At 51.2% G+C, this 26557-nt stretch carries 23 protein-coding genes; 20 read left to right on the top strand and 3 right to left on the bottom strand.

Features of this window, described 5'->3' with window-relative positions:
- The first annotated feature begins 35 nt into the window (after positions 1 to 35).
- A complete protein-coding gene (locus N4599_RS00970) occupies positions 36 to 818 on the top strand; it encodes a PhzF family phenazine biosynthesis protein (RefSeq protein WP_260901315.1) in 783 nt (260 codons plus the stop codon).
- A 67-nt stretch (positions 819 to 885) separates the two neighbouring features.
- Here the strand turns inward: N4599_RS00970 and N4599_RS00975 are convergent, their stop codons facing one another.
- Together N4599_RS00975 and N4599_RS00980 are read right to left on the bottom strand one after the other, a co-directional pair.
- On the bottom strand, positions 886 to 1626 hold the full coding sequence (locus N4599_RS00975) for an amino acid ABC transporter ATP-binding protein (protein ID WP_272882490.1): 741 nt from the start codon (positions 1624 to 1626) through the stop codon (positions 886 to 888).
- Positions 1616 to 3124, bottom strand: a complete 1509-nt coding sequence (locus tag N4599_RS00980) for an ABC transporter substrate-binding protein/permease (RefSeq protein WP_260901317.1) — start codon at positions 3122 to 3124, stop codon at positions 1616 to 1618. Before N4599_RS00980 ends, N4599_RS00975 begins: the two co-directional genes overlap by 11 nt.
- 310 nt (positions 3125 to 3434) lie before the next feature.
- Between N4599_RS00980 and rpsU the strand changes: the two genes are divergently transcribed.
- The 18 genes from rpsU to pepT all read left to right on the top strand — a co-directional run bounded on the left by rpsU (position 3435) and on the right by pepT (position 22666).
- Positions 3435 to 3626, top strand: coding sequence for a 30S ribosomal protein S21 (rpsU, locus tag N4599_RS00985; RefSeq protein ID WP_003665847.1), 192 nt, complete (start codon positions 3435 to 3437; stop codon positions 3624 to 3626).
- Between the two features lie 63 nt (positions 3627 to 3689).
- Positions 3690 to 4139 (top strand): GatB/YqeY domain-containing protein, encoded by a 450-nt coding sequence (locus tag N4599_RS00990; protein ID WP_260901345.1) that lies wholly within the window; start codon positions 3690 to 3692, stop codon positions 4137 to 4139.
- A 33-nt stretch (positions 4140 to 4172) separates the two neighbouring features.
- Complete coding sequence (gene bsh / locus N4599_RS00995; RefSeq protein ID WP_260901347.1) at positions 4173 to 5150, top strand: choloylglycine hydrolase; 978 nt, start codon at positions 4173 to 4175, stop codon at positions 5148 to 5150.
- Positions 5151 to 5497: 347 nt separating this feature from the next.
- Complete coding sequence (locus tag N4599_RS01000; RefSeq protein WP_260901349.1) at positions 5498 to 6727, top strand: argininosuccinate synthase; 1230 nt, start codon at positions 5498 to 5500, stop codon at positions 6725 to 6727.
- The gene (argH, locus tag N4599_RS01005) at positions 6717 to 8099 is read left to right on the top strand and encodes an argininosuccinate lyase (RefSeq protein ID WP_260901350.1); all 1383 of its coding nucleotides are present in this window, start codon (positions 6717 to 6719) and stop codon (positions 8097 to 8099) included. Before N4599_RS01000 ends, argH begins: the two co-directional genes overlap by 11 nt.
- 239 nt (positions 8100 to 8338) lie before the next feature.
- Positions 8339 to 9331 carry a PhoH family protein gene (locus tag N4599_RS01010; RefSeq protein WP_260901351.1) on the top strand — a complete coding sequence of 331 codons (993 nt, stop codon included), beginning with the start codon at positions 8339 to 8341 and terminating at the stop codon, positions 9329 to 9331.
- A complete protein-coding gene (gene ybeY / locus N4599_RS01015) occupies positions 9331 to 9810 on the top strand; it encodes an rRNA maturation RNase YbeY (RefSeq protein WP_260901352.1) in 480 nt (159 codons plus the stop codon). The genes N4599_RS01010 and ybeY overlap by 1 nt, the downstream gene beginning before the upstream one ends.
- Entirely contained in the window at positions 9794 to 10189 is a 396-nt protein-coding gene (locus N4599_RS01020) for a diacylglycerol kinase family protein (protein ID WP_260902441.1), read from the top strand. The genes ybeY and N4599_RS01020 overlap by 17 nt, the downstream gene beginning before the upstream one ends.
- Positions 10190 to 10197: 8 nt before the next feature.
- Positions 10198 to 11103, top strand: a complete 906-nt coding sequence (gene era / locus N4599_RS01025) for a GTPase Era (protein WP_260901353.1) — start codon at positions 10198 to 10200, stop codon at positions 11101 to 11103.
- A 22-nt stretch (positions 11104 to 11125) separates the two neighbouring features.
- Positions 11126 to 11911 (top strand): DNA repair protein RecO, encoded by a 786-nt coding sequence (gene recO, locus N4599_RS01030; protein WP_260901354.1) that lies wholly within the window; start codon positions 11126 to 11128, stop codon positions 11909 to 11911.
- Positions 11912 to 12193: 282 nt separating this feature from the next.
- Positions 12194 to 13183 carry a glycine--tRNA ligase subunit alpha gene (gene glyQ, locus N4599_RS01035; protein WP_288636341.1) on the top strand — a complete coding sequence of 330 codons (990 nt, stop codon included), beginning with the start codon at positions 12194 to 12196 and terminating at the stop codon, positions 13181 to 13183.
- A gap of 1 nt (position 13184) precedes the next feature.
- Complete coding sequence (gene glyS, locus N4599_RS01040; protein WP_260901355.1) at positions 13185 to 15260, top strand: glycine--tRNA ligase subunit beta; 2076 nt, start codon at positions 13185 to 13187, stop codon at positions 15258 to 15260.
- A gap of 140 nt (positions 15261 to 15400) precedes the next feature.
- A complete protein-coding gene (gene dnaG, locus N4599_RS01045) occupies positions 15401 to 17272 on the top strand; it encodes a DNA primase (protein WP_260901356.1) in 1872 nt (623 codons plus the stop codon).
- Between the two features lies 1 nt (position 17273).
- Positions 17274 to 18416: an RNA polymerase sigma factor RpoD gene (rpoD, locus tag N4599_RS01050; protein ID WP_062812640.1), complete on the top strand. Its 1143-nt coding sequence runs from the start codon at positions 17274 to 17276 to the stop codon at positions 18414 to 18416.
- 187 nt (positions 18417 to 18603) lie between these two features.
- On the top strand, positions 18604 to 19791 hold the full coding sequence (locus N4599_RS01055; RefSeq protein WP_062812641.1) for an aminotransferase class I/II-fold pyridoxal phosphate-dependent enzyme: 1188 nt from the start codon (positions 18604 to 18606) through the stop codon (positions 19789 to 19791).
- A 94-nt stretch (positions 19792 to 19885) separates the two neighbouring features.
- Positions 19886 to 20587 carry a tRNA (adenine(22)-N(1))-methyltransferase gene (locus tag N4599_RS01060; protein ID WP_278755607.1) on the top strand — a complete coding sequence of 234 codons (702 nt, stop codon included), beginning with the start codon at positions 19886 to 19888 and terminating at the stop codon, positions 20585 to 20587.
- Entirely contained in the window at positions 20580 to 21422 is an 843-nt protein-coding gene (locus tag N4599_RS01065) for a Nif3-like dinuclear metal center hexameric protein (RefSeq protein WP_191363677.1), read from the top strand. Before N4599_RS01060 ends, N4599_RS01065 begins: the two co-directional genes overlap by 8 nt.
- Positions 21422 to 22666, top strand: a complete 1245-nt coding sequence (gene pepT, locus N4599_RS01070) for a peptidase T (RefSeq protein ID WP_260901361.1) — start codon at positions 21422 to 21424, stop codon at positions 22664 to 22666. Before N4599_RS01065 ends, pepT begins: the two co-directional genes overlap by 1 nt.
- 60 nt (positions 22667 to 22726) lie before the next feature.
- Here the strand turns inward: pepT and N4599_RS01075 are convergent, their stop codons facing one another.
- Entirely contained in the window at positions 22727 to 22930 is a 204-nt protein-coding gene (locus N4599_RS01075; RefSeq protein WP_003711847.1) for a DUF2929 family protein, read from the bottom strand.
- A 119-nt stretch (positions 22931 to 23049) separates the two neighbouring features.
- Here N4599_RS01075 and dnaE point away from each other — a divergent pair, with 119 nt between their 5' ends.
- A complete protein-coding gene (gene dnaE / locus N4599_RS01080) occupies positions 23050 to 26391 on the top strand; it encodes a DNA polymerase III subunit alpha (RefSeq protein ID WP_260901364.1) in 3342 nt (1113 codons plus the stop codon).
- The last annotated feature ends 166 nt before the right edge of the window (positions 26392 to 26557 follow it).

Raw genomic sequence — 26557 nt, forward strand, 5'->3', positions numbered from 1 at the left:
GACCTAACTAAGTTTCTAAAAAGGAGGGGACTATAATGAAAATGTACCATGTTGATGCCTTTACCGACCGGCTCTTTGCAGGAAACTCGGCAGCAGTTTGTCTGATGGACCGTTTTCCGGCCGATGCCGTAATGCAGAACATTGCCAGTGAAAACCGCCTATCTGAAACGGCCTACCTAGTGCCAGATGGTGAAGACCGCTACCGTTTACGCTGGTTTACGCCTGGTGGAGAGATTGATCTTTGCGGCCATGCCACCCTGGCTAGTGGCTTTGTCGTCCTGAACTACTGTCGCCACCAGAGTTCGACAATCCATTTTACGACTAAGAGCGGGGAACTGACCGTCAGTGCGGTGGATGGTCACTACCAGATGAGTTTTCCGAGCTATGAACTCAAAGAAGTTCCGGTCTCTGACGCAATGACCGCGGCCTTTGGCGTTAAACCGGTCGCCGCCTACCTCGACCGGGATCTCCTCTGTGTATTGCCAACTGCGGATGCTGTTCGAAACTATCACCCGGACGTCGACCACCTCGCCAAATTGCCGGGGCTCCTCCAAAATATCACGGCAGCCAGTGACGCCCCGCAGTATGACTGTATATCCCGCTGCTTTGCGCCCAAGCTAGCCGTCCTCGAAGACCCGGTCACCGGGAGTGCCCACTGCCAGATTGTCCCGTACTGGGCCCGCCAGCTAGGAAAGAAAGAGGTCACTGCTTTCCAAGCCTCACCGCGGACTGGAACCCTCTACTGTGAAGACGCGGGCAACCGAATCCTGCTTTCTGGTAATGCGGTCCTGTATTCGGTTGGTGAGCTGCAATTGTAGCCATCACGCATTCCTTAACCATAACGAAAAAAAGCTCCCGCCGCAGCGAGAGCTTTTTGTGTACAAACTATTTCAAAACTTTTTTCAAGAATTCCTTAGCCCGATCACTAGTTGGGTGGCTGAAGAATTCCTCGGGAGCACCGGTTTCTTGAATGTAGCCGTCTGCCATGAACCAGATCTGGTCAGCCACTTCCTTGGCAAAGCCCATTTCGTGGGTGACCACCACCATCGTCATTCCGGAATCAGCCAGTCCTTGCATAACGTTCAGCACTTCGTCAACCATTTCCGGGTCGAGGGCGCTGGTCGGTTCGTCAAAGAGCATCACTTCTGGGTCCATCGCTAGCGACCGGGCGATGGCAACCCGCTGCTTTTGACCACCGGAGAGGCTGTCCGGGAAGACGTCCGCTTTATCAGCCAGGCCAACTTTTGTGAGCAGTTCCTTGGCCGTCTTGGTTGCTTCTTCTTCGCTAATTCCCTTGACCTTGATCGGGGCAATCTTGATATTGTCGATTACGGTCATGTTTGGAAAGAGGTTGAAGCCTTGGAAGACCATCCCCATTTTTTCCCGCAGCTCATCGAGTTCCTGGTCTGAAATGTGGGTAAGGTCTTTTCCTTCGAAGAGGACCTTGCCGGCGGTCGGCTTTTCGAGGACGTTCAGGCACCGTAAGAAGGTACTTTTTCCGGCCCCGGACGGTCCGATTACGCAGATTACCTGTCCTTGATCGACTTCTTCCGAAATATCTTTGAGGACTTCAGTGCCGTTGAATTCTTTTTTCAGGTGTTGGATTTCAATCATTTTAGTGGGCATGTTGCATTCTCCCTTCGAAGTAGTTCAGGATTCTCGTCAACGTAAAGGTCAGGATAAAGTAGATCATCATGGTAATGAACAATGGCAGAACCCCCTTGTAGGTATCTGCTTGGACCAACTGGGTCTGGTACATCAATTCGCCGACCCCAATCGTGGAAACAAGTGAACTGTCCTTTAACAGGGTGATGAACTCATTCCCCAGGGCTGGCCAGATGTTGCGCAGGGCTTGTGGCAGGACGATGAAGCGGAAAGTCTGCTTCTTCGTCATCCCCAAGCTCCGGGCCGCCTCAGTCTGACCGATTGGCAGAGACTGAATTCCGGAACGGATAACCTCGGCGACGTAGGCTCCGGAGTTGACGGATACGGCGATGATCCCGGCAACGAGGGCTGGCATCGACTGGATAATGGCCCCAATTCCGAAGTAGACGAACATAATCTGAACCAGCATTGGTGTTCCCCGAATAAATTCGATGTAGCAGATGGCAATTCCATGGAGGAGCTTGCTCTGGGACAACCGCATCAGTGCGAAGAGGGTCCCGAGCAGGAAACCGAAGATTACGGAGATTACGGTGATGATCAGCGTGTATTCAACCCCCTTGGCGAAGAAGGTCCAGTAGCTAGCCACGGTGTTAGACTTCTTGTAAGACTTCATGTACTTAGCGGCTTGGGGAATCCACTTCTTGTTGACCAAGTCTTCCTTATTAATCTTAGCCACGGTTTGGTTAGCAGCTGCTTCAAGGGACTTATCACCCTTTGGGAAGGCCATTGCAATTCCACCAGACTGAATCTTGATGTGGGAGTTAATCGCCATCAGGTTGGAATTGTTGTTAGCATAAGCCTTCGCGGTTGCTTCGTCCATCAGGACCCCTTCAACCTTATGCGACTGGAGGGCTAAGACCAGTGAAGGAATCTTAGCGAGTCCCTTTTCTTGAACATTTGGAATGTTTTCTTTGACAAGATTATATTCCATTGCCCCGTTTTGGGCGCCGACTTTCTTGCCGGTGAAATCCTTGGTTGACTTGTACTTATTCCGATCAGCCTTATTGATCAGGAATAACTTGTGACCTGCGTAGTAGGGGTCAGAGAAGTCAACGCTCTTTTTCCGTTCAGGGGTGATGTTCATCCCGGCAATAACGGTGTCGACCTTATGGGATTCCAACGCAACCAGGAGGGAGTCGAAGTCCATGTTCTTGATCACGAGCTTAACACCGAGGTCCTTGGCAAACTGCTTGGCAACGTCCATTTCAAAACCAACGTATTCGGTTTTGCCGTTCTTCTTGGTAGTAAATTCGTATGGCGGGTAGTCAGCACTGGTCCCGACGACCAGGGTTCCCTTCTGCTTGATCCGCTGTACCGAGTCATCAGTAGCCGCTGAATTGGTTGCATCGGAGCTCGCACTGCTACTCGAGCTGGTGGCAGCGGCGAATGCGTTCAGGGGGGCGATGACCAGTGAAACACAGAGGATGACTAGCATTAGCAATGGTTTCAAGTGCTTCATAAATCAATTACTCCTTTTCAATTAGTATTCTCAAATAATAACTGTAAATGAATATACACCTTCGTAACTATTTATGCAATACTTTTCTCTAAATTAGTATAAATATTCATTAGAAAGGTATCATCAATCTGACGGTTGATTTTGTTTCTTCATTAAAGTAGTGGCAAAAGCGGGCTAACCGCTCTCCAAATTAGGAAATCTCTGAAAAGAAACATTGACACTAACCGGCTTATTAGGTACAATATTTTTTGTAGTGAAAGGCTGCGATGGCCTTGTTACGTAACTTTAAGCTCGGAGGGAGGGAATCAACATGTCAAAAACAGTCGTTCGTAAGAATGAATCTTTAGACGACGCTCTTCGACGCTTTAAACGTTCAGTTTCGCGCAATGGAACATTGCAGGAATACCGGAAGCGGGAATTCTACGAAAAGCCAAGTGTAAAACGCAAGTTGAAATCTGAAGCGGCACGGAAGCGCAAGAACAAGCGTGGTCGTCGTTACTAAAACGAATGCTCCTACCTTTCCCGGTGGGAGCTTTTTTGTTCAGTATTATAGGAGATGGATAGAATGAGCTTACTACAGGATTTAACGAGTGACATGGTTAGTGCAATGAAGAGTCGGGATAAGGAAACCCTGGCGGTGGTCCGGATGCTTAAAGCAGCTGTCCAGAACGCCCAGATTGAAGCCGGGCATGACTTAACACCCGACGAAGAAGTGGCAGTAATGTCCCGGGAATACAAGCAGCGGAAGGAATCCTTAGCTGAATTTGAGAAAGCTGGTCGCCAAGACCTGGTTGATAAAACTAACCATGAATTAACGGTGGTAGAAAAGTACCTGCCAAAGCAGCTGTCCGCTGATGATGTGAATAAGATTGTTCAGGAAACCATTGCGGCGGCTGGCGCTTCAAGCATGAAGGATTTTGGTAAGGTTATGGGCGCTGTCATGCCAAAGGTTAAGGGACAGGCGGATGGCAAGGTGGTTAACCAGGCCGTCAAGGCAGCCTTGAGCAGCAACTAACCCGTTTTCTGGCCGTTAGAGGGGGGAATTAAAATGTGCACTTCAATTTTATACAATGCGGGTGACCACTACTTTGGTCGAAATTTGGACTTAGAAGTTTCGTTTGGTCAGGAAGTAGTGGTGACGCCGCGGAACTACCAATTCAACTTCCGGCAGGTACCATCAATGGGGCACCACTATGCAATCATTGGGATGGCCCTGGTGAAGGATAACTATCCATTATACTTTGATGGGGCCAACGAAGAGGGGCTGGGGATGGCCGGCCTGAACTTTGACGGACCAGCCCACTACTTCCCGTTGGAAGAGGGTAAGGACAACGTTTCCCCCTTTGAATTTATCCCGTACATCCTGGGGCAGTGTAAGAATGTTGCCGAAGCCAGGGTGATCTTAAAGAAGCTCAACCTCGTCAACATCAACTTTTCTGACCAGTTGCAACTTTCACCACTGCACTGGCTGATTGCTGATCGGTCTGGAAAGTCCATTGTGGTTGAATCAACGGTTACTGGCCTGCACGTCTATGATAATCCGGTCAATGTTTTGACTAATAATCCAGAATTTCCTGGCCAGCTGACTAACCTGGCTAATTATCAGGGAATAGCCCCAACAACTCCACCTAACCAGCTGGCACCAGGCGTGAACCTGGCGGTATATAGTCGGGGCCTTGGCTCCCATATGCTGCCAGGAGGGATGGACTCCGCAAGCCGGTTCGTTAAGGAAGTTTTTACCCTGCACCACGCTCCAACAGGCAAAAACGAGTTGGAGAACGTTACTAACTATTTCCATTGCCTGCACGCCGTTGAGCAGCAGGAAGGGTTAGACGAAGTGGCACCCGGAAAGTTTGAAACCACCATTTACTCGGATGGGATTAATTTATCAACCGGGACTTTCTATTACACAACCTACCAGAATAACCAAATTAATGCGGTTCAGCTGCACCACGCAGATTTGAATTGCCAGGAGTTAGCGCTGTTCCCATTGCAAACGGAGCAAGTGTTGCATTTCCAAAACTAATAAGTAATGGAATTTAGAATACTTTATTAAATACTTCTAACGTGGAAATTATTGACACACAGCCAGTCGTTAGAAAGTATAAACGGGCCTCCAGAGTTCGGCTTTACCGAGCACTGGAGGCCCGTTTGTGTACTGCACTTTGATTATTGTCCACTTTCCAAAGTGGAGTTCCTTTAGGTATAAAATAGCTAGGCGGCTAAACGCTGCTTAATTGATTTTTATACAAAAATAGTAGAAAATAACGCATAAATAAAACTTTTTGGCAAAAACTCTTGATATATATTCACATTCAGTGTATATTGATTTCAATTAATAAATATACAAAAATATGAATGGAGACGATTGTTATGGCAAAGGAAAAGATTGTGTTAGCTTACTCAGGAGGTCTGGACACCTCAGTCGCGATTGCGTGGCTGATGAATAAGGGTTACGACGTGATTGCCTGCTGTATTGACGTTGGTGAAGGATTAGACCTGGATGCGATTCAGCAAAAGGCAGCCGCAATCGGTGCGTGGAAGTCGGTAGTGATTGACGCTAAACGTGACTTTGCCGAACAATTTGTTTTACCCGCTCTGCAGGTTCATGCAATGTATGAGCAAAAATATCCATTAGTTTCCGCGCTTTCCCGGCCGTTGATTGTGCAAAAACTGGTCGGGGTAGCAAAAGAGTACGGAGCAACGGCGATCGCTCATGGTTGTACCGGGAAGGGAAATGACCAGGTCCGGTTTGAAGCAGGGATTCACGCCCTGGCTCCCGAGATGAAGATTGAGGACCCTATCCGGGACTGGCACTGGTCACGGGAAGAGGAAATCCAGTACGCTAAGGATAACAACATCCCGGTACCGATTACCAAGGCGAGCCCGTACTCAATTGACCAGAACTTATGGGGGCGGGCCAATGAATGCGGAATCTTGGAAGACCCGTGGGTCGCTGCGCCAGAAGATGCTTACGAGCGGACAACTCCAATCGAAGATACGCCTGACCAGCCAACGGTGATGGAGATTACCTTTAAAGAAGGGGTTCCAACCGCGCTTGATGGTGAAGAATTGCCATTGGACCAACTGATTATGAAGCTCGACAAGGTTGCCGGTGAGAACGGGATTGGGCGGATTGATCACGTGGAAAATCGGCTCGTTGGAATCAAGTCACGGGAAATTTATGAGTGCCCTGCTGCTACCGTGTTGCTGGCCGCACACAAGGATGTGGAAGACCTGACCCAGGAGCGGGAAGTCGCTCATTTTAAGCCGACCGTGGAATTAAAGATGAACGAGCTGATTTATAATGGACTCTGGTATTCACCGCTGATGAAGGCCCTGGTTGCCTTCTTGGAGGAAACGCAAAAGGTTGTCAACGGGGTTGTCCGGGTCAAGCTCTTCAAGGGCAACGTCATCTGCGAGGGGCGGAAGTCAGCCAACTCGCTTTATGACAAGAACCTGGCAACCTACACGTCCGCTGATGAATTTGACCAGGAAGCCGCTACTGGCTTTATCAAACTCTGGGAGCTGCCTGACAAGGTTTATGCCCAGGTCCAGGAAAAGGCCCAGGCAAAGAAGGGAGCGTCGGCCGATGCCCATTAAAAAGATGTGGGGTGGCCGGTTTGAAGAGGCTGGTGACCAGTTAGTCGATCAGTTTGGGGCTTCGATTTCCTTTGACCAGGAAATGGCTAAGGAGGATATTATGGGTTCGCTGGCCCACGTCAAGATGCTCAAGGCAACCCAAATTTTAACGCCCCAGGACGCCGATCAAATCATTGCCGGCCTGCAAGAGCTGGCGGTTGAACTAGCCGATCACGGCCTCCCCTTTGACGTAGAAAATGAAGATATTCATATGAATATTGAGGCCCTTTTAACTGCCAAAATTGGACCAGTCGCAGGGAAATTGCATACCGGGCGGAGCAGGAATGACCAGGTAGCTACCGACTTTCACCTGTACGTCAAGGAGCGGCTACCCCAGGTGATTGGCGCACTCAAGGATTTACAGGCCGCCCTGGTTAAGCAGGCGGAGCAGAACGTGGAAACCGTGATGCCCGGTTACACCCACATGCAGCACGCCCAGCCAATTTCATATGGTCACTACCTGATGGCTTACTTCCAAATGTTTCAGCGGGACGTTGAACGGTTTCAGTTCAACCAGCAGCATACCGACCTATCACCGCTGGGAGCCGCTGCACTGGCCGGAACGACTTTCCCGATTGACCGAGAAATGACGGCGCACCTCCTGGGCTTTAGTGCGCCGTATGCAAATTCCCTGGATGCCGTCAGCGACCGGGACTTTGCACTGGAATTTCTGAGCAACGCCAGCATTTTGATGGTTCACCTGTCGCGGTTGTGCGAGGAATTGATTTACTGGTGCAGCTATGAGTTCGGCTATCTTGAGCTGGCCGATGCGTACTCGACCGGCAGTTCAATTATGCCGCAGAAAAAGAATCCCGACATGGCAGAATTGATCCGGGGAAAAAGCGGCCGGGTCTTTGGCAGCCTGACCGGTCTGCTGACGGTGATGAAGGGGTTGCCACTAGCCTACAACAAGGACATGCAGGAGGATAAGGAGGGGGTCTTTGATGCTGTCAAGACAATCCTCCCGTCCTTAAAGGTAATGACCGGGATGATTGCGACCCTCCAGGTCAACAAGGAAAAAATGGCCCAGGCGACCCACCACGATTTTTCCAACGCGACCGAATTAGCTGACTACTTGGCAACCAAGGGGATTCCCTTCCGGCGCGCCCATGAGATCGTGGGGGAGCTGGTCTTGAAGGGCTTAAAGACCGGTACCGACCTGGCTGATATTCCGCTGGCGGAGTTCCAACAGATCGATTCGCGGGTCGAAGAAGACGTTTATACCGTCCTCAAACCAACAGTGGCGGTCGAACGGCGGAACTCAGCTGGTGGGACCGGCTTTGCTCAGGTTCGCCAGCAAATTAAAGCAGCTCAAGAAATTTTGCAACAATAGTTAAAGAAGGGGAAGGATTGGCTTGGCGATTCCTTTCTCATCGATGCGCGGCTAGCCTGTGGGGCAAATGGTGATGTTTGACCTGCCAGCCAGTTACTGCGCATAACAGCGGCACCTGAAAAACAAGGAGGATGGGGTTGATTCCCAGCCTCCTTTTTGCTGTTATGTCAACGGAAAGCTATGATATAATCAACTTGGTAAAAGAACGAATTAAATTTAATAAAGGAGAATAGTGTAGTTTGGCAGAAAACACACAAGAATACGAACAAGTTTTTCAAATTGACCAACCAGAAGTAGAAGTTGGCATTCTCGGCCCCCAAGACAAGTTTGTCAGTCTCTTTGAACAGGGGATGGACGTTACGGTCAACCCCTTTGGCAGCGACTTACAGGTTCGTGGCCGGGAGGAGGACGTCAAATTAACGATCGACGTCTTTCATGCCCTGGTTGGTCTTCTTCAACAGGGGATTCACCTCCATAGCACTGACATCGTAAGCGCAATGAAGATGGCTCACCGGGGAACGTTGGAGTATTTTGCGGACCTGTATAGTGAAATCATTATTAAGGACCGGAAAGGCCAAGCAATCCGGGTGAAGAATTTTGGCCAGCGCCAATATGTTAATGCCATTAAACACAACGATATCACCTTTGGGATTGGTCCTGCCGGAACTGGGAAAACCTACCTGGCCGTTGCGATGGCGGTGGCCGCCCTTAAACGGGGAGAGGTTGAACGGATTATCGTGACCCGGCCGGCAGTGGAAGCGGGAGAGAGCCTGGGGTTCTTGCCTGGTGACCTGCAAGAAAAGGTGGACCCCTACCTGCGTCCTATTTATGACGCACTGAACGCGATTTTAGGGGCTGACCACACCCAACGCCTGATGGAGCGGGGGATTATTGAAATTGCTCCCCTGGCGTATATGCGGGGACGGACGCTGGACGGGGCCTTTGTGATCTTAGATGAAGCCCAAAACACTACCAACGCCCAAATGAAGATGTTTTTGACCCGGCTCGGTTTTGGCTCCAAGATGGTGATCAATGGGGATGTTTCCCAGATTGACTTGAAGCATGGGGTGCGGAGTGGTCTGGTCAGTGCCCAACGGATTCTCAAGGACATTCAGTCGATTCAGTTTGTCCGTTTCGGGGCGGAAGACGTAGTTCGGCACCCGGTAGTTGCCCGGATTATCACCGCCTATGAGGAGCAGACGACGCGCAAACAAGCGAAGGAGGAAGAGTAGTGGACCTGACGATATACGATGAAACTGACGGACAGGTAAGCCCAGCCCAGCTCGCCCTGGTGCGGGATGTTTTGCAATTTGCGGCCCGCCAACTATCCTTAGAAGACAGTACTGAAATGTCGGTAACGATGATGACTAATCCGGCAATTCGCAAGCTCAACCAGCAGTACCGTGGCGTAGATCGGGCGACGGATGTCTTGAGCTTTGCGGCCGAAGAAAGTGGCGATGAAACACCGATTATCATGGATCCTGAGCTGGCAGCCGAGCTTCCGGAGAACCTGGGCGACCTCTTCGTCTCGATTGATAAGGTCGAAGAACAAGCCAAATTCCTTGGTCATTCCGTCGACCGGGAACTGGGCTTTTTAGTTGTCCATGGCTTCCTTCACCTGAACGGTTATGATCATGAAAAGCCAGCCGATGAGCAGCGGATGTTTGACCTACAACGGGAGATCTTAGATGAATATGGACTCCAAAGATAAGCACCAGGTTGGCAAGAACTACCATCTATACCAGGCAATGGCCCATGCAACTGCTGGGATCGTTACAATGGTGCGTGAAGAGCGGAATATGCGATTTCATGTGCTAGCGGCGGTAGTGGCCCTGCTATTGGGATGGTGGTTTCGGATCAGCAGCAATGACTGGCTATGGTTGCTCCTGGTGATTTTTCTGGTGTTTGCTGCTGAATTTTTAAACACGGTTACGGAGGCTGTGACGGACGTCATGGTTAACCACCAGTATAATGTAGATGTTAAGAAAGCCAAGGACGTGGCTGCGGGCGGGGTCCTGCTAGCGGCCTGTTTCGCGGTAGTGGTGGGGCTGATTATCTTTGGACCCCACCTGGTAGACTTAGTAAGATAGGAGTAAAAATGGATAATCCAAACTATAAATCAGGTTTTGTTGCCTTGATTGGCCGGCCCAACGTTGGGAAGTCAACCCTGCTAAACTACATCGTGGGCCAAAAGGTGGCCATTATGAGCAACGTTGCTCAGACGACCCGGAATAAGATCCAGGGGATCTATACGAGTAAGGATGCGCAGATCATCTTTATTGATACTCCTGGGGTTCATAAGCCGGCAACGAAGCTGGGGGACTTTATGGAACGCTCCACGTTGTCGGCCCTTGATGAAGTCGACGCCATTGTATACGTGGTGAGCGCGACCGAAAAGCGGGGACCCGGCGATAACTTTATTATCGAGCGCCTCAAACAGGTCCAGCAGCCTATCTATCTGGTTGTCAATAAGATTGACCAGGTACACCCTAACGACCTGCCAGAAATCGTGGATCAGTATAAGGAGGCGTTGCCATTTAAGGGGATTATCCCGGTATCGGCCCTGCAGGGGAATAACGTCAATGAATTAATTAATGAACTGGTAGCCGGTTTACCGAACGGTCCGCAGTACTACCCAGCCGACCAAATTTCCGACCACCCAGAACGCTTTGTGATTGCCGAGATGATTCGGGAAAAGGTCTTCATGTTGACCCGGGATGAAGTTCCGCACTCCGTTGCAGTGGACGTCACCTCGATTCAGCGGGAAGATGCAGAGCACGTTCACATTTCGGCGAACATCGTGGTGGAACGCCCCGGCCAAAAGGGGATTATCATTGGGAAAAAGGGGCAGATGCTCAAGAAAATTGGGACACTGGCCCGCCAAGATATTGAACGACTCCTTGGTGACCGGGTATTCCTGCAATTATGGGTCAAAGTTGTTCCAAAATGGCGGGATAAATCTGCCATGCTCAAAGACTATGGCTACCGGAATAAGGACTACTAACTGCTGAGAAAGGAGCGATTGCGTGGCCCGGGAAACAACAGACTTTCGGGGAATTATCATCTACCGGCGTGACTACCGCGAACGTGACCTCCTAATCAAAATTTTGACAGACCGGATTGGCCCCGCAATGTTCTACGTTCGGGACGCCAAGAAACGCGGCTTTCGGCTAGCCAGTGACATCCTGCCGTTTACTCATGGAAGCTATATTGGTTCGCTGGATGATCACGGTCTTAGCTTTATCAATACTGCAAGTGAGACCCACCAGTACCAGCACATTGCCGGGGATTTAAGCAGGAACGCCTATGCTACTTATATCCTGGCCTTGGTTGACCATGCCTTCACGGACGGGCAGCCACTGGGCGGCTGGTTTGACCAGGTGGCGGCTGCCCTGGCCCTTATCGACCGGGGACAGGACGAGCAGGTGGTAACCAACGTTATTGAGACGCAGTTGCTTACTGTTTTCGGGGTGGCGCCAACCTGGGACCGTTGCGTAATCTGCGGACGGGCAGACCGGCCGTTGGACTTTTCGGAGCAGTATGGGGGGATGCTGTGCAACCGTCACTGGCACCTTGACCCCCACCGCTTTCACCTGGACCGGCGAACCGTGTACTACCTGCAACAGTTTGCCCAGCTTAACCTGCAGCGGGTCAATAATATCAAAATCAACCCGGTTACTAAGCTGCGCCTCCAGACAGTCCTTGATACCATTTATGATGACCAGGTGGGACTGCGCCTGAAGAGCAAGCGTTTTATCCAGCAGATGCACCGCCTGGAGCAAAAAATGGGGAATTTAACTGCGGGTGATTGACAAGCCCAGAAAAGTTTTCTATTATAAAACGTGTTTATTGGTAACACTTAATTGAATAAGTCCGGCGATGACGGAGAAGAGCAATGACCGGTCCTGCCCAGCGAACGGGGGAAAGTGTGAGCCTCGTGAGGATAGTCATTGGGTGGCCCTCTAGCAGCCAATTGAACTAAGCTGTTTTGCAGAAGTGCAAAAAAGCAGGGTGGAACCGCGAATTAATTTCGTCCCTGTGGTTACGGATTTCGTAACTACGGGGATTTTTTATTTATGAAGGGAAGTATTCAGATGACGACAAAGAAGCTAACTGTTCAAGAAATCATCTTCACGCTCGAGCAATATTGGGCTAAGCAGGGCTGTATGTTGATGCAGGCCTATGACAATGAAAAGGGTGCCGGGACCATGAGCCCCTACACCTTTTTACGGGCAATCGGTCCTGAACCATGGAACGCTGCCTACGTGGAACCATCCCGGCGGCCTGCCGATGGACGGTACGGCGAAAACCCGAACCGTTTGTACCAGCACCACCAGTTTCAGGTAATCATGAAGCCTTCACCGGATAACATTCAGGACTTGTACCTGGGAAGTCTTAAGGAACTGGGGATTGACCCCTTGGAACACGATATCCGCTTCGTCGAAGACAACTGGGAAAACCCATCAATGGGGTGTGCCGGTGTTGGTTGGGAGATCTGGCTGGACGGAATGGAAATTACCCAGTTCACCTATTTCCAAGTGGTCGGTGAACTGCCGATGAGCCCAGTAGCATCCGAAGTTACCTACGGTTTGGAACGTTTAGCTGAGTATATCCAAAACGTAGATTCCGTTTACGACTTGGAATGGGCCGATGGGGTTCTTTATGGTGATATTTTCAAGGAACCGGAATATGAACACTCCAAGTATGCCTTTGAAGAAAGCAACCAGGACATGCTTTTGGCAGCCTTTAACGACTACGAACGTGAAGCAAAGCGCCTGATCAAGCTTGGCCTGGTCCACCCGGCATACGACTACGTATTAAAGTGCAGCCATACCTTTAACCTGCTCGATGCCCGGGGAGCCGTGTCGGTTACGGAACGGGCCGGCTACCTGCACCGGATCCGGATTATGGCGAAGTCAATCGCAAAGGCCTTCGTTGAAGAACGGCGGAAGCGGGGCTTCCCACTGATCCATGATGAACAGCTTCGGCAGAAAACATTAGCGGAATATACCAAGAAGGCAGAAAAGGCGAAAGAACGGGCAGCTAAGCAGGCGGCCAAGAAGGCTAAGAAGGGGGACAAGTAACATGGCAAATTCATACTTACTTGAAGTCGGGGTCGAGGAAATGCCGGCCCACGTGGTAACACCAAGTATTAAACAGTTGCACCAGCGGGTGGCTGACTACCTCAAGGAAGAACGGATCAGCTTTGACGAGATTCAGGAGTTCGCAACCCCCCGGCGGTTAGCCCTGCTGATTCGGGGCTTAGCTGATAAGCAGCCGGACGTTGACGAGACCGTCAAGGGGCCAGCCAAGAAAATCGCCCAGGATAGCGATGGCAACTGGACTAAGGCCGCCATCGGTTTTACCCGGGGACAGGGGGCCACGGTTGATGATATTGAGTTTAGGGAAGTGAAGGGCGAAGAATACGTCTTTGTTGAAAAGCACATTGTCGGGAAGCCGGTTGCTGAAGTGATGACGGGCCTCCCAAATGTCATCACCGCGATGAATTTCCCTACCCTGATGAAGTGGGGGTACAACAACCTGCAGTTTATCCGGCCGATTCGCTGGCTGGTTTCACTCCTGAACGACCGAGTAGTTCCCTTCAGCATCCTAGACGTTGCCGCCGGTCGAACTACCCGTGGTCACCGTTTCCTGGGGCATGACATTGAATTAGCAACTGCTGAGGACTACGAAGCGGAATTGGAAAAGGAGTTCGTGATTGTGGACCCACTGCGGCGCAAGAAGGTCATCAGTGACCAAATTGACGCCATTGTGGAAGAACATGATTGGGTAATCGATAAAGACCCCGACCTATTAGAAGAGGTTACTAACCTGGTAGAATGGCCGACGGCGTTTGCCGGATCCTTTGATAAGAAGTACCTGGTACTGCCGGATGAAGTGCTAATTACTTCAATGAAGGATAACCAGCGCTTCTTCTACCTGCGTGACCACCAGGGCAAGCTGTTGCCAAACTTCATTGCTGTCCGCAACGGGAATAAGGAATACCTTGAGAATATCATCAAGGGGAATGAACGGGTCCTGGTTCCGCGACTGGAAGATGCTAAATTCTTCTATGAAGAGGACCAAAAACTGACGATTGACCAGTACATTGACCGCCTCAAGAAGGTTAGCTTCCACGATAAGATTAGTTCAATGTACGATAAGATGCAGCGGGTTGCGGTAATCGCCCAGTTGCTTGGGAAGCGCCTGAACTTGTCTGCTGCCGAGTTAGCGGACCTTGACCGGGCTGCCCACATTTACAAGTTTGACCTGACGACCCAGATGGTCGGTGAGTTTGCGGAATTGCAGGGAGTAATGGGCGAAATTTACGCCAAGCTCTTTGGTGAAAAGGACGATGTCGCTGCGGCTATCCGGGAACACTACATGCCAATCTCCGCGGAAGGTAACTTGCCAGCTACTAAGCTGGGGGCCATCCTGGCAATTGCGGACAAGCTGGATAGCATTCTTAGCTTCTTTGCCGTGGACATGATCCCATCCGGTTCTAATGACCCCTATGCATTGCGGCGGCAAGCATTTGGAATTGTCCGGATTATCAACGACCGCGGTTGGCACCTTTCCTTGCTGGGAATTCAACCAGTCCTCATTAAGGCCTTTGCTGACTCCGACATTGCAATTGACTTTGATTTGACGAAGAATGCGCCCGCCGTACGGACCTTCTTCCTGGACCGGCTCAAGCAGTTCTTTAGCGGTCGTCGCTTGCGGCATGATATTATTGATGCCGTTACCGATACGGAAAATGACGACATTGAAACGGTTTTTGAAGCCGCAGCGGCAATCGATGAACACAAGGAAGACGCCGACTTTAAGGATGCGGTCGAGGCCCTGACACGGGTATTGCGGATTAGCAAGAAGGGCCACCAGGACCTGGCTGCCCGGGTTGACCCGAGCCTCTTTGAGAATCCTTCTGAAAAGAAACTGTACACGGCGGTAAATGAGGTTGCTGCTGGTGCCGCTAACCGGACCGTAGCAGAAAACTTTGCTGAACTGCGCCAATTAGCGCCAGTGATCACCGAATACTTCGATGAAAACATGATTATGGATAAGAACGAGGCCGTACGGAATAACCGGTTAGCCCAGTTGGCAATCATCGCGCGGCTTGCCCGGGTCATGGGGAACTTGAATGATTTAATCGTTAAGTAGTGCTTTTTGATTGTTTTCCAGCTGCCTTGTGGTATCATATATATTAAGTGAATTATGGCTAGATAAGTAAAGGAGGGTCGCATTCCGTTGGGTTGCGGCCTTTCGTTACTGTTCACAGGTTAACTAAATGGGGTGGTTCAATGGCAAGAATACCGCGGGCGGTAATCGATGAGGTGCGTAATTCAGTTGATATTGTTGACGTAATTGGCCGCTATGTTCAACTAAAAAAGGCCGGCAAAAACTTTACCGGGCTCTGTCCATTTCACAATGAGCAGACCCCGTCGTTTTCGGTTAACGCGGAGAAGCAGTATTATCATTGTTTTGGTTGCGGCCGGAGCGGCAATGTTTTCCAGTTCTTGATGGACTACCAGCACATTGACTTTGTGGAGGCCGTGGCAGCAGTTGCTAAGGATGCCGGAATTAGCCTGCCTGAGCAATATGTTCAGTCGAGCAACCGTCCAGCAGCTCCAGTCGATAGTGAAACCGGGCAGTTGATCCAGCTCCACCAGAAGGCGGCGGAACTATACCACTATATCCTGGTAGGTACCCCCGCGGGAGAGGCTGGTTTGCACTATTTGACTCGCCGGGGTGTTTCCCGGGAGCTGATTGATCAATTTCAGCTGGGGTTCGCGCCGGAACAGCAGGTGTTAAAAGCGTATTGCGACAAGGAAAAGCTGGATTACCAGCTCTTGCGCAAGTCCGGCTTGTTCACTGAGGACCGTGAAGGCCAGCTCCACGACCGTTTTGCCAACCGGGTGATGTACCCGATCAAGAACCGTCGTGGTCAGGTAATTGCCTTTTCTGGGCGCCTGCTCAGTACGGCTAACACTGACCTGCCCAAGTACCTCAACAGCCCGGAAACACCAATCTTTAACAAGCGGCGGACACTCTTTAATCTGGATGTGGCGCGCAAGGTGGCCCGCCAAGACGGAAAGCTGTACCTGTTTGAAGGGTTCATGGACGTTATTTCAGCTTTTGGTGCTGGGATTCAGGGCGGCGTGGCCTCGATGGGAACCAGCTTTACCGAAGAACAGGTGGGGACGATCCACCGGACGACTACCCAGTTAGATATTTGTTATGACGGTGATAGCGCGGGGCAAAACGCAATCGACCGGGCTATCAAGTTGGTAGAAAGTCAGCAGACCGGGAACCTCCAGGTACGGGTAGTCCAACTGCCAGCTGGGATTGATCCGGACGAGTATGTTCAGCGCTTTGGGCCTGAGAAGTTTCGGCAGTACCTGGCTAGCCAGGAGGAAACGACGTTTGACTTTTACCTGCGCTTTTTGCGGCAGGGACGCAATCTGGACCAGCAGGGCGAACGAATGGACTATTTAAACCAGGTCCTGAAAGTGATTGCGACGGTGCCGACCCCGCTGGAAGAGGATTTGTACCTGAGCAAACTGGCCCAGGAATTTTCTCTTGATAAGGCCGCGTTGCAAAGTCAACTAGCCCAGGTGCGGGCGCACACTGGAATTCGTCAGCCGCGGCCAACTCCCGGCCAGCAAAATCAGCTGACTAGCCAGTCCCCAGCTGCGGTTGTTGAGTCCCGGCCGCAGGTAAAGATCAGCCGGGCAGAGTTAGCAGAACAGATGCTCCTGTACTATATGTTGCATAGTCAGGAGGTTTGGGCGCACGTAACTGCAACCGCTGGCTTCCACTTTGTTCATGAGCGTTACCAAACCCTGTACCTGCTGGCGGCTAGTTATTTTACTGAGCATGGCGATTACTCGGTAGCGGACTTCCTTAATTACCTGAACGAGGATGAACTGCGGACAACACTGAGCCAGATTGAACAGCTGCGGGTCAATCCGGCCGTGCAAATGCCGGTTATTGATGACTGTATGCACATCATCACCCGGCAGACGCCACTGGATGATCAAATTAATCAGGTTCAAAAGCAGCTGCGGGAAGCCAATACTTTGAACAATACTGAACTGGTAATGAAATTGACGGTTAAATTGGTGGATTTGTTAAAAGAACAGCAACAGTATAAAGCAGAGGAGACTAATTAATATGGCAAAGAGTAAGAAGAAAGACCTTGTTATTTCTAATAGCGAAGATTTTGACCAACAAGAATACGATACTGCTGTTGGTAAATTGATTCGCCAGTACAAAAAGCAAAAGGAAATCCAATACGATGTGCTGACGGACAAACTTGCCAAGCCGTACGAACTGAACGCGGATGGTATTGACAACCTCCTCCAAAACGTTGAAGATGCCGGGATCAGTGTGGTTGATGCCAATGGTGACCCTGATCCACGGGCATTGAAGGCAACCGAAAAACTTTCCCAAAATGCGATGGAGGATACGTCCGCACCGACCGGTGTCAAGATTAACGACCCCGTTCGGATGTACCTCAAGGAGATTGGTCGGGTCAACCTGCTGACGGCTGATGAAGAAGTTAAGCTCGCCCTCCGGATTGAACAGGGGGATGAGGTCGCTAAGCAACAGCTGGCAGAAGCAAACCTGCGGCTGGTGGTCTCCATTGCCAAGCGTTACGTCGGTCGGGGAATGCAGTTCCTAGACCTGATTCAGGAAGGGAACATGGGGCTGATGAAGGCCGTCGAGAAGTTCGACTACCGGCGGGGCTTTAAGTTTTCCACTTACGCTACCTGGTGGATCCGCCAGGCGATTACCCGGGCGATTGCCGACCAGGCGCGGACAATTCGGATTCCGGTTCACATGGTGGAAACGATTAACAAGCTAATCCGGATTCAGCGGCAGCTCCTGCAGGACCTCGGTCGGGAACCATTGCCAGAGGAAATCGGGGCAGAGATGGACATGCCAACGGAAAAGGTTCGTAACATCCTCAAGATTGCCCAGGAACCGGTTTCGCTGGAAACGCCGATTGGCGAAGAGGATGACTCCCACCTGGGCGACTTTATCGAGGACCAGGATGCGACGAGTCCAGCTGACCACGCGGCTTACGAAATGATGAAGAAGCAGTTGGAAAATGTCCTGGATACTTTAACCGACCGGGAAGAAAACGTCCTGCGGCTACGTTTTGGTCTTGACGACGGGCGGACCCGGACCTTGGAAGAAGTTGGGAAGGTCTTCGGTGTTACCCGGGAACGGATTCGGCAAATTGAAGCGAAGGCTTTGCGGAAGCTGCGTCACCCATCTCGTTCTAAGCAGCTAAAGGACTTTTTAGAGTAGTCCCTACTAAACTAAATACGGATTATTTCCCTAAGCACGTTAAATTTTTAACAATTTAGCGTGCTTTTTTACAATAATTAAAATTAAATTAACGAATTATTAAAAACTTCTTGACGAAAATTTATTCGAATAATAAAATTATTTAAGTAAAGTTGTTATTGCTTAGAGACAGAGAGGGAGTTGCAGTATGCCTGAATTATCAACGGATTTATACGGAACTATTAGCCATAAGCTGGACGCCTTACAACCATCTGGGATTCGTGCTTTCGATAAGGAAGTTTCACGGATTCCGGGAATTATTAAGCTGACCGTGGGTGAACCGGATTTTAACACACCGGAACACGTCAAGCAGGCGGCAATCAAGAGTATTCAAAATGATGATTCGCACTACGCGCCACAGGCCGGGAAGCCGGAGCTGTTAGCGGCAATTAGTGATTATATTAAGCAGACCCGTCAGGTCGAGTATGATCCCGCAAGTGAAGTAGTAGTGACGGTGGGGGCCACTGAGGCGCTCGACGCAACCCTGTTTAGCCTCTTGAACACTGGGGATAAGGTGATTGTTCCTACCCCTGCCTTCGCACTCTACTTTCCGTTAATTGCCATGACCGGGGCTACGGCGGTCCAAGTTGACACGTCCGCCGATGGCTTCGTCCTGACGCCGGAACGGCTGGAAGAGGTCTTAGAACAGGAAGGGACTGGGGTTAAAGCGGTCCTTCTCAACTATCCAAGTAACCCTACCGGGCGGGAATACCCCGCCGACGTGCTCGCCGGGTTGGCTAAGGTCATTGCCGCTCACCACCTTTATGCCATTGCGGACGAAATTTACAGTGAGTTGGTCTATGGGGTAGAGCACGCCTCAATTGCCAGCATGATTCCTGAACGGACTTTGCTGATTTCTGGGCTCTCGAAGTCGCACGCAATGACCGGTTACCGGCTGGGCTATATCGCCGGGCCAGCTAAAATCATGAAGAGCATTTTGAAGATGCACTGTTACCTGGTAACCACCGTTACTGACAGCACCCAGGCCGCGGCCACGGAAGCCTTGGTCAACGGTCTTGATGACCCGCTCGCTTTCCGCCAATCCTATGAGAAACGCCGGGACATGGTCATCGCGGGGCTTTCCAAGTTAGGCTTTGAAATGGCCACGCCTGAAGGAGCCTTTTACATCTTTGCTAAGATTCCAGCGGCCTTTGGCAAAGACGATGAACAATTTGCCCGGGATCTGGCCAGCCAGGCAAAAGTTGGGGTGACCCCGGGAAGTGCCTTTGGCGCCGGTGGCGAAGGCTACATTCGCTTATCCTACGCGTCCTCTGAAGCTGATATTCAGGAATGCTTAAAGCGGATTGCAAGTTTTGTTGAAAAAATTGCTGAATAAGAAATGATTCCAGGGAGAATGGGGAAATTCCTCAGGCTCCCTGCTTTTTTGGTATAATTATTCCTGAATAACTGATAAAGGAAGAATGATAAACGTGGATGCGCAACACCTTTCAAAACGGCTGGCGATGGTCGCTTCATTTGTTCCCCAGGGAGCGCGACTCGCAGATATTGGGTCGGATCACGCCTACTTGCCGGCAGCCCTAGCGTTGGCTGGGAAAATTGACCAAGCAGTAGCGGGTGAAGTTGTCGCGGGGCCGTACCAGAACATGGCAAATGAGATTCAGCAAAGCGGTCTCGGTGGACATGTTATCCCCCGTTTGGCAAATGGTCTCGCCGCAATTCACCCAGGCGACCACATTGATACCGTGGTAATAGCGGGGATGGGCGGGACGCTGATCGCCGATATCTTGGAACGGGGGCAAAAACAGCTGGCCGGCGTTCAGCGATTGATTCTCCAACCCAACGTTGGTGAACCACGCCTGCGCGCCTGGCTGCAAGCCCACCGCTACCAAATTATGGCAGAACGCTTAGTCAAAGAAGACGGGCATATTTATGAAATTATCGTTGCCGAGCCGTCACCAGTTCCGTTCCGGTATAGCGATTACGAGTTGCAGTTTGGCCCACTGATATTGGAGAAAAAGGGCCCCATCTTTGCGGAAAAGTGGCAGGATTATATTCAACGGCAGATAGCGGTGCTAAAACAAATTGCGGCGGCAAAACAGCCGCCAGTGGCGAAGATGGAACAGTTAAAAGCGGCAATTGCAATTGTTAAGGAGGCGCTTGCGGATGATTAATGGGACGACGTTAATTCAACGTTTTGAACGGTTTGCCAGCCCCCAGCTGGCTGAGAAATGGGATCACGTTGGCTTACAAGTCGGGGACCCGGACCAGCCCCTGCGGCGGTTAATGACCAGCTTAGATGTCCGGCCTGAGACCGTCGCCGAGGCAATTGACCAGCAGGTTGATTTTATTTTTGCCCACCACCCGGTGATGTTTCATCCAGCGCAGAATTTGGATACCAGAAATCCGCAGAATCAGATGTATGCCGACTTGCTTGCTCATCACATTACGGTTTATGCTGCCCATACCAACCTTGACACCGCCAATGGAGGGATGAATGACTGGCTTGCCGCCAAACTGGGTTTGACTAACTGCCAGCCATTGGTTCCAGCGGGAACGGATCCCATCACTGGCGCTCCCGTTGGGATGGGGCGGATTGGTAACTTCAACGGTCAAATGACATCCCGGGAGTTTGCTGATTACTGCCGCCGGTTATTTGGCGTGGCGGGCCTGCGCTTGATTAACCACCCTGATGATGGCCAAAAAGAAATTCACCGGGTAGCCGTTTTGGGCGGTGCCGGTCAGGACTTTTATGCCGACGCCGTTCGAATGGGCGCGGATGCTTACGTGACTGGGGATGTTAGTTACCATTTCGCCCATGATATGCTTGCCAACCACCTGACCGTGGTGGATCCGGGCCACCATATTGAGGCGATTTGTGAACACCAGCTGGCGGAGCTTTTTAGAAGCTGGCAAGCGGAGAACGACGGCTGGGATTTTGAGATTGTCGAAAACCAGCTCAATACGGATCCCTTTACTTTTGTAGTTGATGGAAAGGAAAATCAATAATGGCAAATGAACAGTACGAAGGTTTACTAGACCGTTTCTTAAAATATGTCAAAACCGAAACCCGTTCCAACCCGGCGGCAACGACGGTTCCGTCTGACCCTAAGGAAACCGTGTTTTTAAAAGAGCTGGCAGGGGAGTTAGAGGGGTTAGGTCTGGCAAACGTGCACATTAACCAGCAAAGTTCGTACCTGATGGCGACGATTCCAAGCAACCTGGATTATCAGGTGCCGGTGCTGGGGCTGATTGCCCATGTCGATACGGCGGATTTTAATGCCCACAACGTTAATCCGCAAATTGTCGAGAACTACGACGGCCATTCGCCGATTCAACTTGACGGGGATGGTAAGTACCAGTTGACGGTTAACGAGTTTCCGGCGCTCCGGAACTACCAGGGGAACACTCTGATTACGACTGACGGTTCAACTCTCCTGGGAGCGGATGATAAGTCAGGGGTTGCGGAAATTATTACACTGGCGGCGTACTTAATGGCCCATCCAGAAGTTAAGCATGGTGAAATCAGGATTGGTCTGGGACCGGATGAAGAAATTGGAACCGGTGCTGATCACTTTGACGTTGCGGACTTCGGGGCTGATATTGCCTACACCGTTGACGGCGGGCCACTTGGTGAGCTGGAGTACGAAACCTTTAATGCGGCGCAGGCGGAGATTGAAATCGAAGGCAAAGATGTTCACACGGCGGTTGCGAAGGGGACGATGGTGAATGCCATCCAAGTTGCCATTGATCTCCATAATAGCCTGCCTGCCCATGAACGGGCCGAGCGGACGGCAGGACGGGAAGGGTTCTTCCACCTATATAAGTTTACCGGTACGGTTGACCATGCCACGATGACCTACATTATTCGCGACCATAACCGGCAAAGTTTTGAGGAACGCAAGCACCTCCTAAAACGAATCGTAACTGGTTTGAACACCGAATTGGGTGCCGACCGTATCAGCATGAAGCTATATGACCAGTATTACAACCTCAAGGACGCCTTAAAGGGACATATGGAAGTGGTTGAACTAGCTAAGCAGGCGATGGAAAACCTGGGGATTACGCCCAACATCTATCCTGTTCGTGGGGGAACGGACGGGTCGACGATTTCCTACCTAGGTTTGCCGACCCCGAACCTCTTTGCTGGTGGCGAAAATATGCACTCCCGCTTTGAATATGTTTCCCTCCAAACGATGGAACGAGCGGTTGATGTCTTGCTTGAGATTATTCGGCTGAACAGTCGACAATAATATAAAAAACGCCAGACCGAAAATTTTCAGTCTGGCGTTTTTGAACTCAAATTATTAAAATTACTTTTCCTGTTTAGCCGGATCGGCCTTGCCGGTAATAGCGTTGACAGCATTAACTGCAATCAAGGCCATGACGGCACCAATGACGGCAACTGCCGTATAGTCGGGAGTCATTCCTTCCAACTGGGAGGTAATGTAGGCTAATACCTCGGCCAGAATTAGTCCCCAGATTGCAGCAACAATGTTTTTAGATAGCAGATTCATTAGTTTCATCCCCTCTGTATAATAAACATTTTAGCACAACTGAACACGAAAGGCAGGGGTAAAAAGTCATCACTCCAGGAATCTTTTGTTATAATTTGAAAGAAAGGGGGCGGCCAAACGTGAATTATGTACCACTAGAGGTGCACAGCAGTTATAGCTTACTCCAGAGTCCAACCCGGATTCCGGATCTGGTTAAGGCGGCTAAACAGCGGGGGTATACCGCCCTGGCCTTGACTGATCAAAATATTTTATATGGGGCTGTCGATTTTTATAATACTGCCCGACAGGCAGGAATTAAGCCGCTATTAGGATTAGAAATCACAGTGGCCCTGGACGAGCTTGCGGGGAACCAGCTCAAGATGACCTTGCTGGCGAAAAATGAGCAGGGTTACCGCAACCTAATGGACATTTCGACGCGCCAACAAACCGCAGAGCGCGGGAAGACAATAACGTTCACGGAACTGGCAGGATTACTGAAGGAAGTAGTCGTAATCCTGCCAGTCCAGCTGGCGGTGCTGAATTTGATCCGCCAGGGGACCGGCTGGCTGACTTCCCTGCAGCAAACCGTTGGCCGCAATCTCTATCTCGGGATCAACTTGCAATTGGATGAAGTTGAACGCTCCTCCCTCCAGCGTTTTGCCCAGGAGGCGGGTGTCCCCGTTGTCGCCACGACGCCAGTTGACTATTTGAACGCGACCGACTTTTTTGCCACGAAGACCCTCCAGGCGATTGGTCAGGGGGCTCAGCTGACTGACCTGGACGCCCAGGCAACCGCCACGGGGGATAACTATCTGCCGGTACGTCAGCAGGTGGAAGCTGCCTACCAGCAGCTCGGCCTAGCCGCCGCCGTTGATAATACAGCGGTCATTGCTGACCAGTGCAACGTTGAATTAAAGTTTCAGGCCCCAGTCCTGCCGCATTATCAGACCCCCCACGGGGAAACGGCGGTTGATTACCTCCGTCAACTATGTCTTGCCGGGCTAAAGAAGCGACCGCTAGCGGCTGGCTATTCGGCAGCTGCTTATCGGCAGCGCTTAGACCATGAGTTGGCGATTATTCACCGGATGGGGTTCGATGATTACTTCCTGATTGTCTGGGACGTAATGAATTTTGCCCACCGGACAAAAATCACAACCGACCCGGGCCGGGGCTCAGCAGCCGGTTCTCTGGTGGCCTATGCCCTCGCAATTACCGAAGTCGACCCGCTGGAGTACCAGTTGCTATTCGAACGTTTCCTTAACCCAGAGCGGGCACAGATGCCTGATATCGACTTGGATATTCCCGACAACCGCCGGGAGGAAGTTCTGGCATATGTTCATAGGAAGTACGGGCATGAGCGGGTGGCGCAGATTATTACTTTTGGGACCCTCGCTGCTAAACAGGTTCTCCGGGATGTCAGCCGGGTTTTCAAGCTGACAAAATTTGAGACGACAACCCTGCTGGATGCACTGCCGCGGGGCGGCTCGTTTACCCTTGACCAGGCCCTCGCGGAGTCGCAGCGTTTGAAGAACCTCCTCAATGACCAGCCAAAACTCCGGCAGCTCTTCCAAGTGGCTCGGCAGTTGGAAGGGTTGCCCCGGCACTACTCAACCCATGCGGCTGGGATCGTCCTGTCGGCTGCCCCCCTGCACGAGATTGTTCCGTTGCAGGCAGGGAGTGAGGGACTCTTAATGACGCAGTTTCCAAAGGACACGGTGGAAGCACTGGGCCTGCTGAAAATGGATTTCCTGGGATTACGCAACCTGTCGATCATGGACAATACACTTCGGATGATCCGCCAACGGGAGCCTCAGTTTAGCCTGGAGCGGATCAGCCTGGCCGACCCGGCCACCCTGCAGCTGTTCCAGCGCGGGCAGACTGACGGGGTGTTCCAATTCGAATCACCTGGAATTCGGAATGTCTTGACCGCCTTGCATCCCGACCAGTTTGAAGATATTGTGGCAGTCAACGCCCTCTACCGCCCTGGTCCGTTGGAAAACATCAGCCACTTCATCGCTCGGAAGCAGGGGCAGGAGCCGGTGCGGCTACCGGATCAATCCCTAGCGCCAATCCTTGCGCCCACCTACGGAATCCTAGTTTACCAGGAACAGGTTATGCAACTGGCGTCGGCTATGGCGGGCTTTACCCTGGGGGAGGCCGATTTGCTGCGGCGGGCAATGAGTAAGAAGAAAAAGCAGACCATGGATAACATGCGGGCTAAGTTTATGGCTGGGGCCCGGGCAAAGGGCTACCAGTCAGCCTTAGCCAGTCAGGTGTTTGACTACATTGACCAGTTTGCTAATTACGGGTTCAACCGCTCCCACGCCGTTGCCTATTCCAAGATGGCCTTTGAAATGGCCTACCTCAAGTGTCACTACCCGACAGAGTTCTATACGGCACTGCTTAATGCGGAGGGGAACATCACCAAGCTTCGCCAGCACGTTACCAACGCGCAGCGGATGGGTGTTAAAATCAATGGCCCCCGCATCAACCTTAGCCGGGCCCAGTTTACGGTTCATGACCAGCAAATTTACTTTGGTTTAACCGCCATCAAGGGGGTTCGCCGGGACTTTATTGCGGATTTGCTGCAGGAACGGGACAGTAACGGTTCTTTCAAGGATATTCGGGACCTCATTCACCGCTTGCCAGACAAGTGGCAAAAAGAGGAGGTGCTTACTCCGCTGATTTATGCGGGGGCCCTCGATGGCCTCGGTTACAACCGGGCGGAAATGATAGAGAGCTTGCCTAACCTCCTATCAGGGATCGAATTACTGGCAACCTTGCCGGGCCTTTCCGGTGATCCAAGCCTCCAGTCTTCAATCAGTCACCGGCAGGAATACCCGCTGACGACCCGGCTGGCAAAAGAAAATGAACTTCTCGGCGTCTACCTGTCCGGGCATCCGGTCAGTCAGTACCGCCAGCTTGCCAGTCGTTTGCGGGCCGGACGGGTAGCTGACCTGCGTCCAAACCAGCGGGTAACCCTGATTCTATTTATTAACCGAGTCAAGGTAATCCACACGAAGAAGGATCACCGCCCGATGGCCTTTATATCCGGCTCGGACGAGAGCGGCCTCCTGGACGTGACCGTGTTTCCACAACAATACCAACAGTTTCAGGAATTGTTAGAGCGGAACCAGATCCTCGTAATTACGGGTAAGACCGAAGAACGGGCGGGGCACGGCCTTCAGGTGGTTGCACAGCAGGTTCAGGATGCTAAGGGTCTCCAGAAGCAGCTGATTCCGACTGCTCGCTGGGTCCTGAGGGTTACCGCGAAAAATGACACGCCGGCACTTCGTCAAGCGCTGCACCGCTTTATGCAGCAGCACCGGGGGCCCGTACCAGTGCTATTGTATTATCCGCATACTGATACGAAGCTGCTGGAACCTAGCAGCCGGTGGATGAATTCCGCTCCCGCCACCCAGCAGGGGCTTGCCGAACTTCTGGGGGCAGATAACGTTGTCCTTCAATCACTGAAAAATTAGAGGGTGATGAGAAATAAAAACAATTTCCTGATGACAGCGTTTTCTTGCGAACTTTTGAACAAAAAATAAAGACACCTATTTTGAAAAGTGCTATTATACAAGTGTGCAAATGAGGGATGCAAATGGCAGACCGCAGTTGATGCATAAATGCAAAAGGAGAGATTCA

The organism is Limosilactobacillus oris (assembly GCF_025311495.1).
GTDB lineage: Bacteria > Bacillota > Bacilli > Lactobacillales > Lactobacillaceae > Limosilactobacillus > Limosilactobacillus oris_A.

Excerpts from the sequence above, each read along its gene's own strand:
- glyS (WP_260901355.1), top strand. The coding sequence starts at position 13,185 with ATGGCAAATTCATACTTACTTGAAGTCGGGGTCGAGGAAATGCCGGCC.
- bsh (WP_260901347.1), top strand. The coding sequence starts at position 4,173 with ATGTGCACTTCAATTTTATACAATGCGGGTGACCACTACTTTGGTCGA.
- N4599_RS00975 (WP_272882490.1), bottom strand. The coding sequence starts at position 1,626 with ATGCCCACTAAAATGATTGAAATCCAACACCTGAAAAAAGAATTCAAC.
- N4599_RS01075 (WP_003711847.1), bottom strand. The coding sequence starts at position 22,930 with ATGAATCTGCTATCTAAAAACATTGTTGCTGCAATCTGGGGACTAATT.
- dnaG (WP_260901356.1), top strand. The coding sequence starts at position 15,401 with ATGGCAAGAATACCGCGGGCGGTAATCGATGAGGTGCGTAATTCAGTT.
- argH (WP_260901350.1), top strand. The coding sequence starts at position 6,717 with ATGCCCATTAAAAAGATGTGGGGTGGCCGGTTTGAAGAGGCTGGTGAC.
- N4599_RS00980 (WP_260901317.1), bottom strand. The coding sequence starts at position 3,124 with ATGAAGCACTTGAAACCATTGCTAATGCTAGTCATCCTCTGTGTTTCA.
- N4599_RS00970 (WP_260901315.1), top strand. The coding sequence starts at position 36 with ATGAAAATGTACCATGTTGATGCCTTTACCGACCGGCTCTTTGCAGGA.
- rpoD (WP_062812640.1), top strand. The coding sequence starts at position 17,274 with ATGGCAAAGAGTAAGAAGAAAGACCTTGTTATTTCTAATAGCGAAGAT.
- N4599_RS01020 (WP_260902441.1), top strand. The coding sequence starts at position 9,794 with ATGGACTCCAAAGATAAGCACCAGGTTGGCAAGAACTACCATCTATAC.
- N4599_RS00990 (WP_260901345.1), top strand. The coding sequence starts at position 3,690 with ATGAGCTTACTACAGGATTTAACGAGTGACATGGTTAGTGCAATGAAG.
- pepT (WP_260901361.1), top strand. The coding sequence starts at position 21,422 with ATGGCAAATGAACAGTACGAAGGTTTACTAGACCGTTTCTTAAAATAT.
- N4599_RS01055 (WP_062812641.1), top strand. The coding sequence starts at position 18,604 with ATGCCTGAATTATCAACGGATTTATACGGAACTATTAGCCATAAGCTG.
- N4599_RS01000 (WP_260901349.1), top strand. The coding sequence starts at position 5,498 with ATGGCAAAGGAAAAGATTGTGTTAGCTTACTCAGGAGGTCTGGACACC.
- glyQ (WP_288636341.1), top strand. The coding sequence starts at position 12,194 with ATGACGACAAAGAAGCTAACTGTTCAAGAAATCATCTTCACGCTCGAG.
- era (WP_260901353.1), top strand. The coding sequence starts at position 10,198 with ATGGATAATCCAAACTATAAATCAGGTTTTGTTGCCTTGATTGGCCGG.
- N4599_RS01065 (WP_191363677.1), top strand. The coding sequence starts at position 20,580 with ATGATTAATGGGACGACGTTAATTCAACGTTTTGAACGGTTTGCCAGC.
- rpsU (WP_003665847.1), top strand. The coding sequence starts at position 3,435 with ATGTCAAAAACAGTCGTTCGTAAGAATGAATCTTTAGACGACGCTCTT.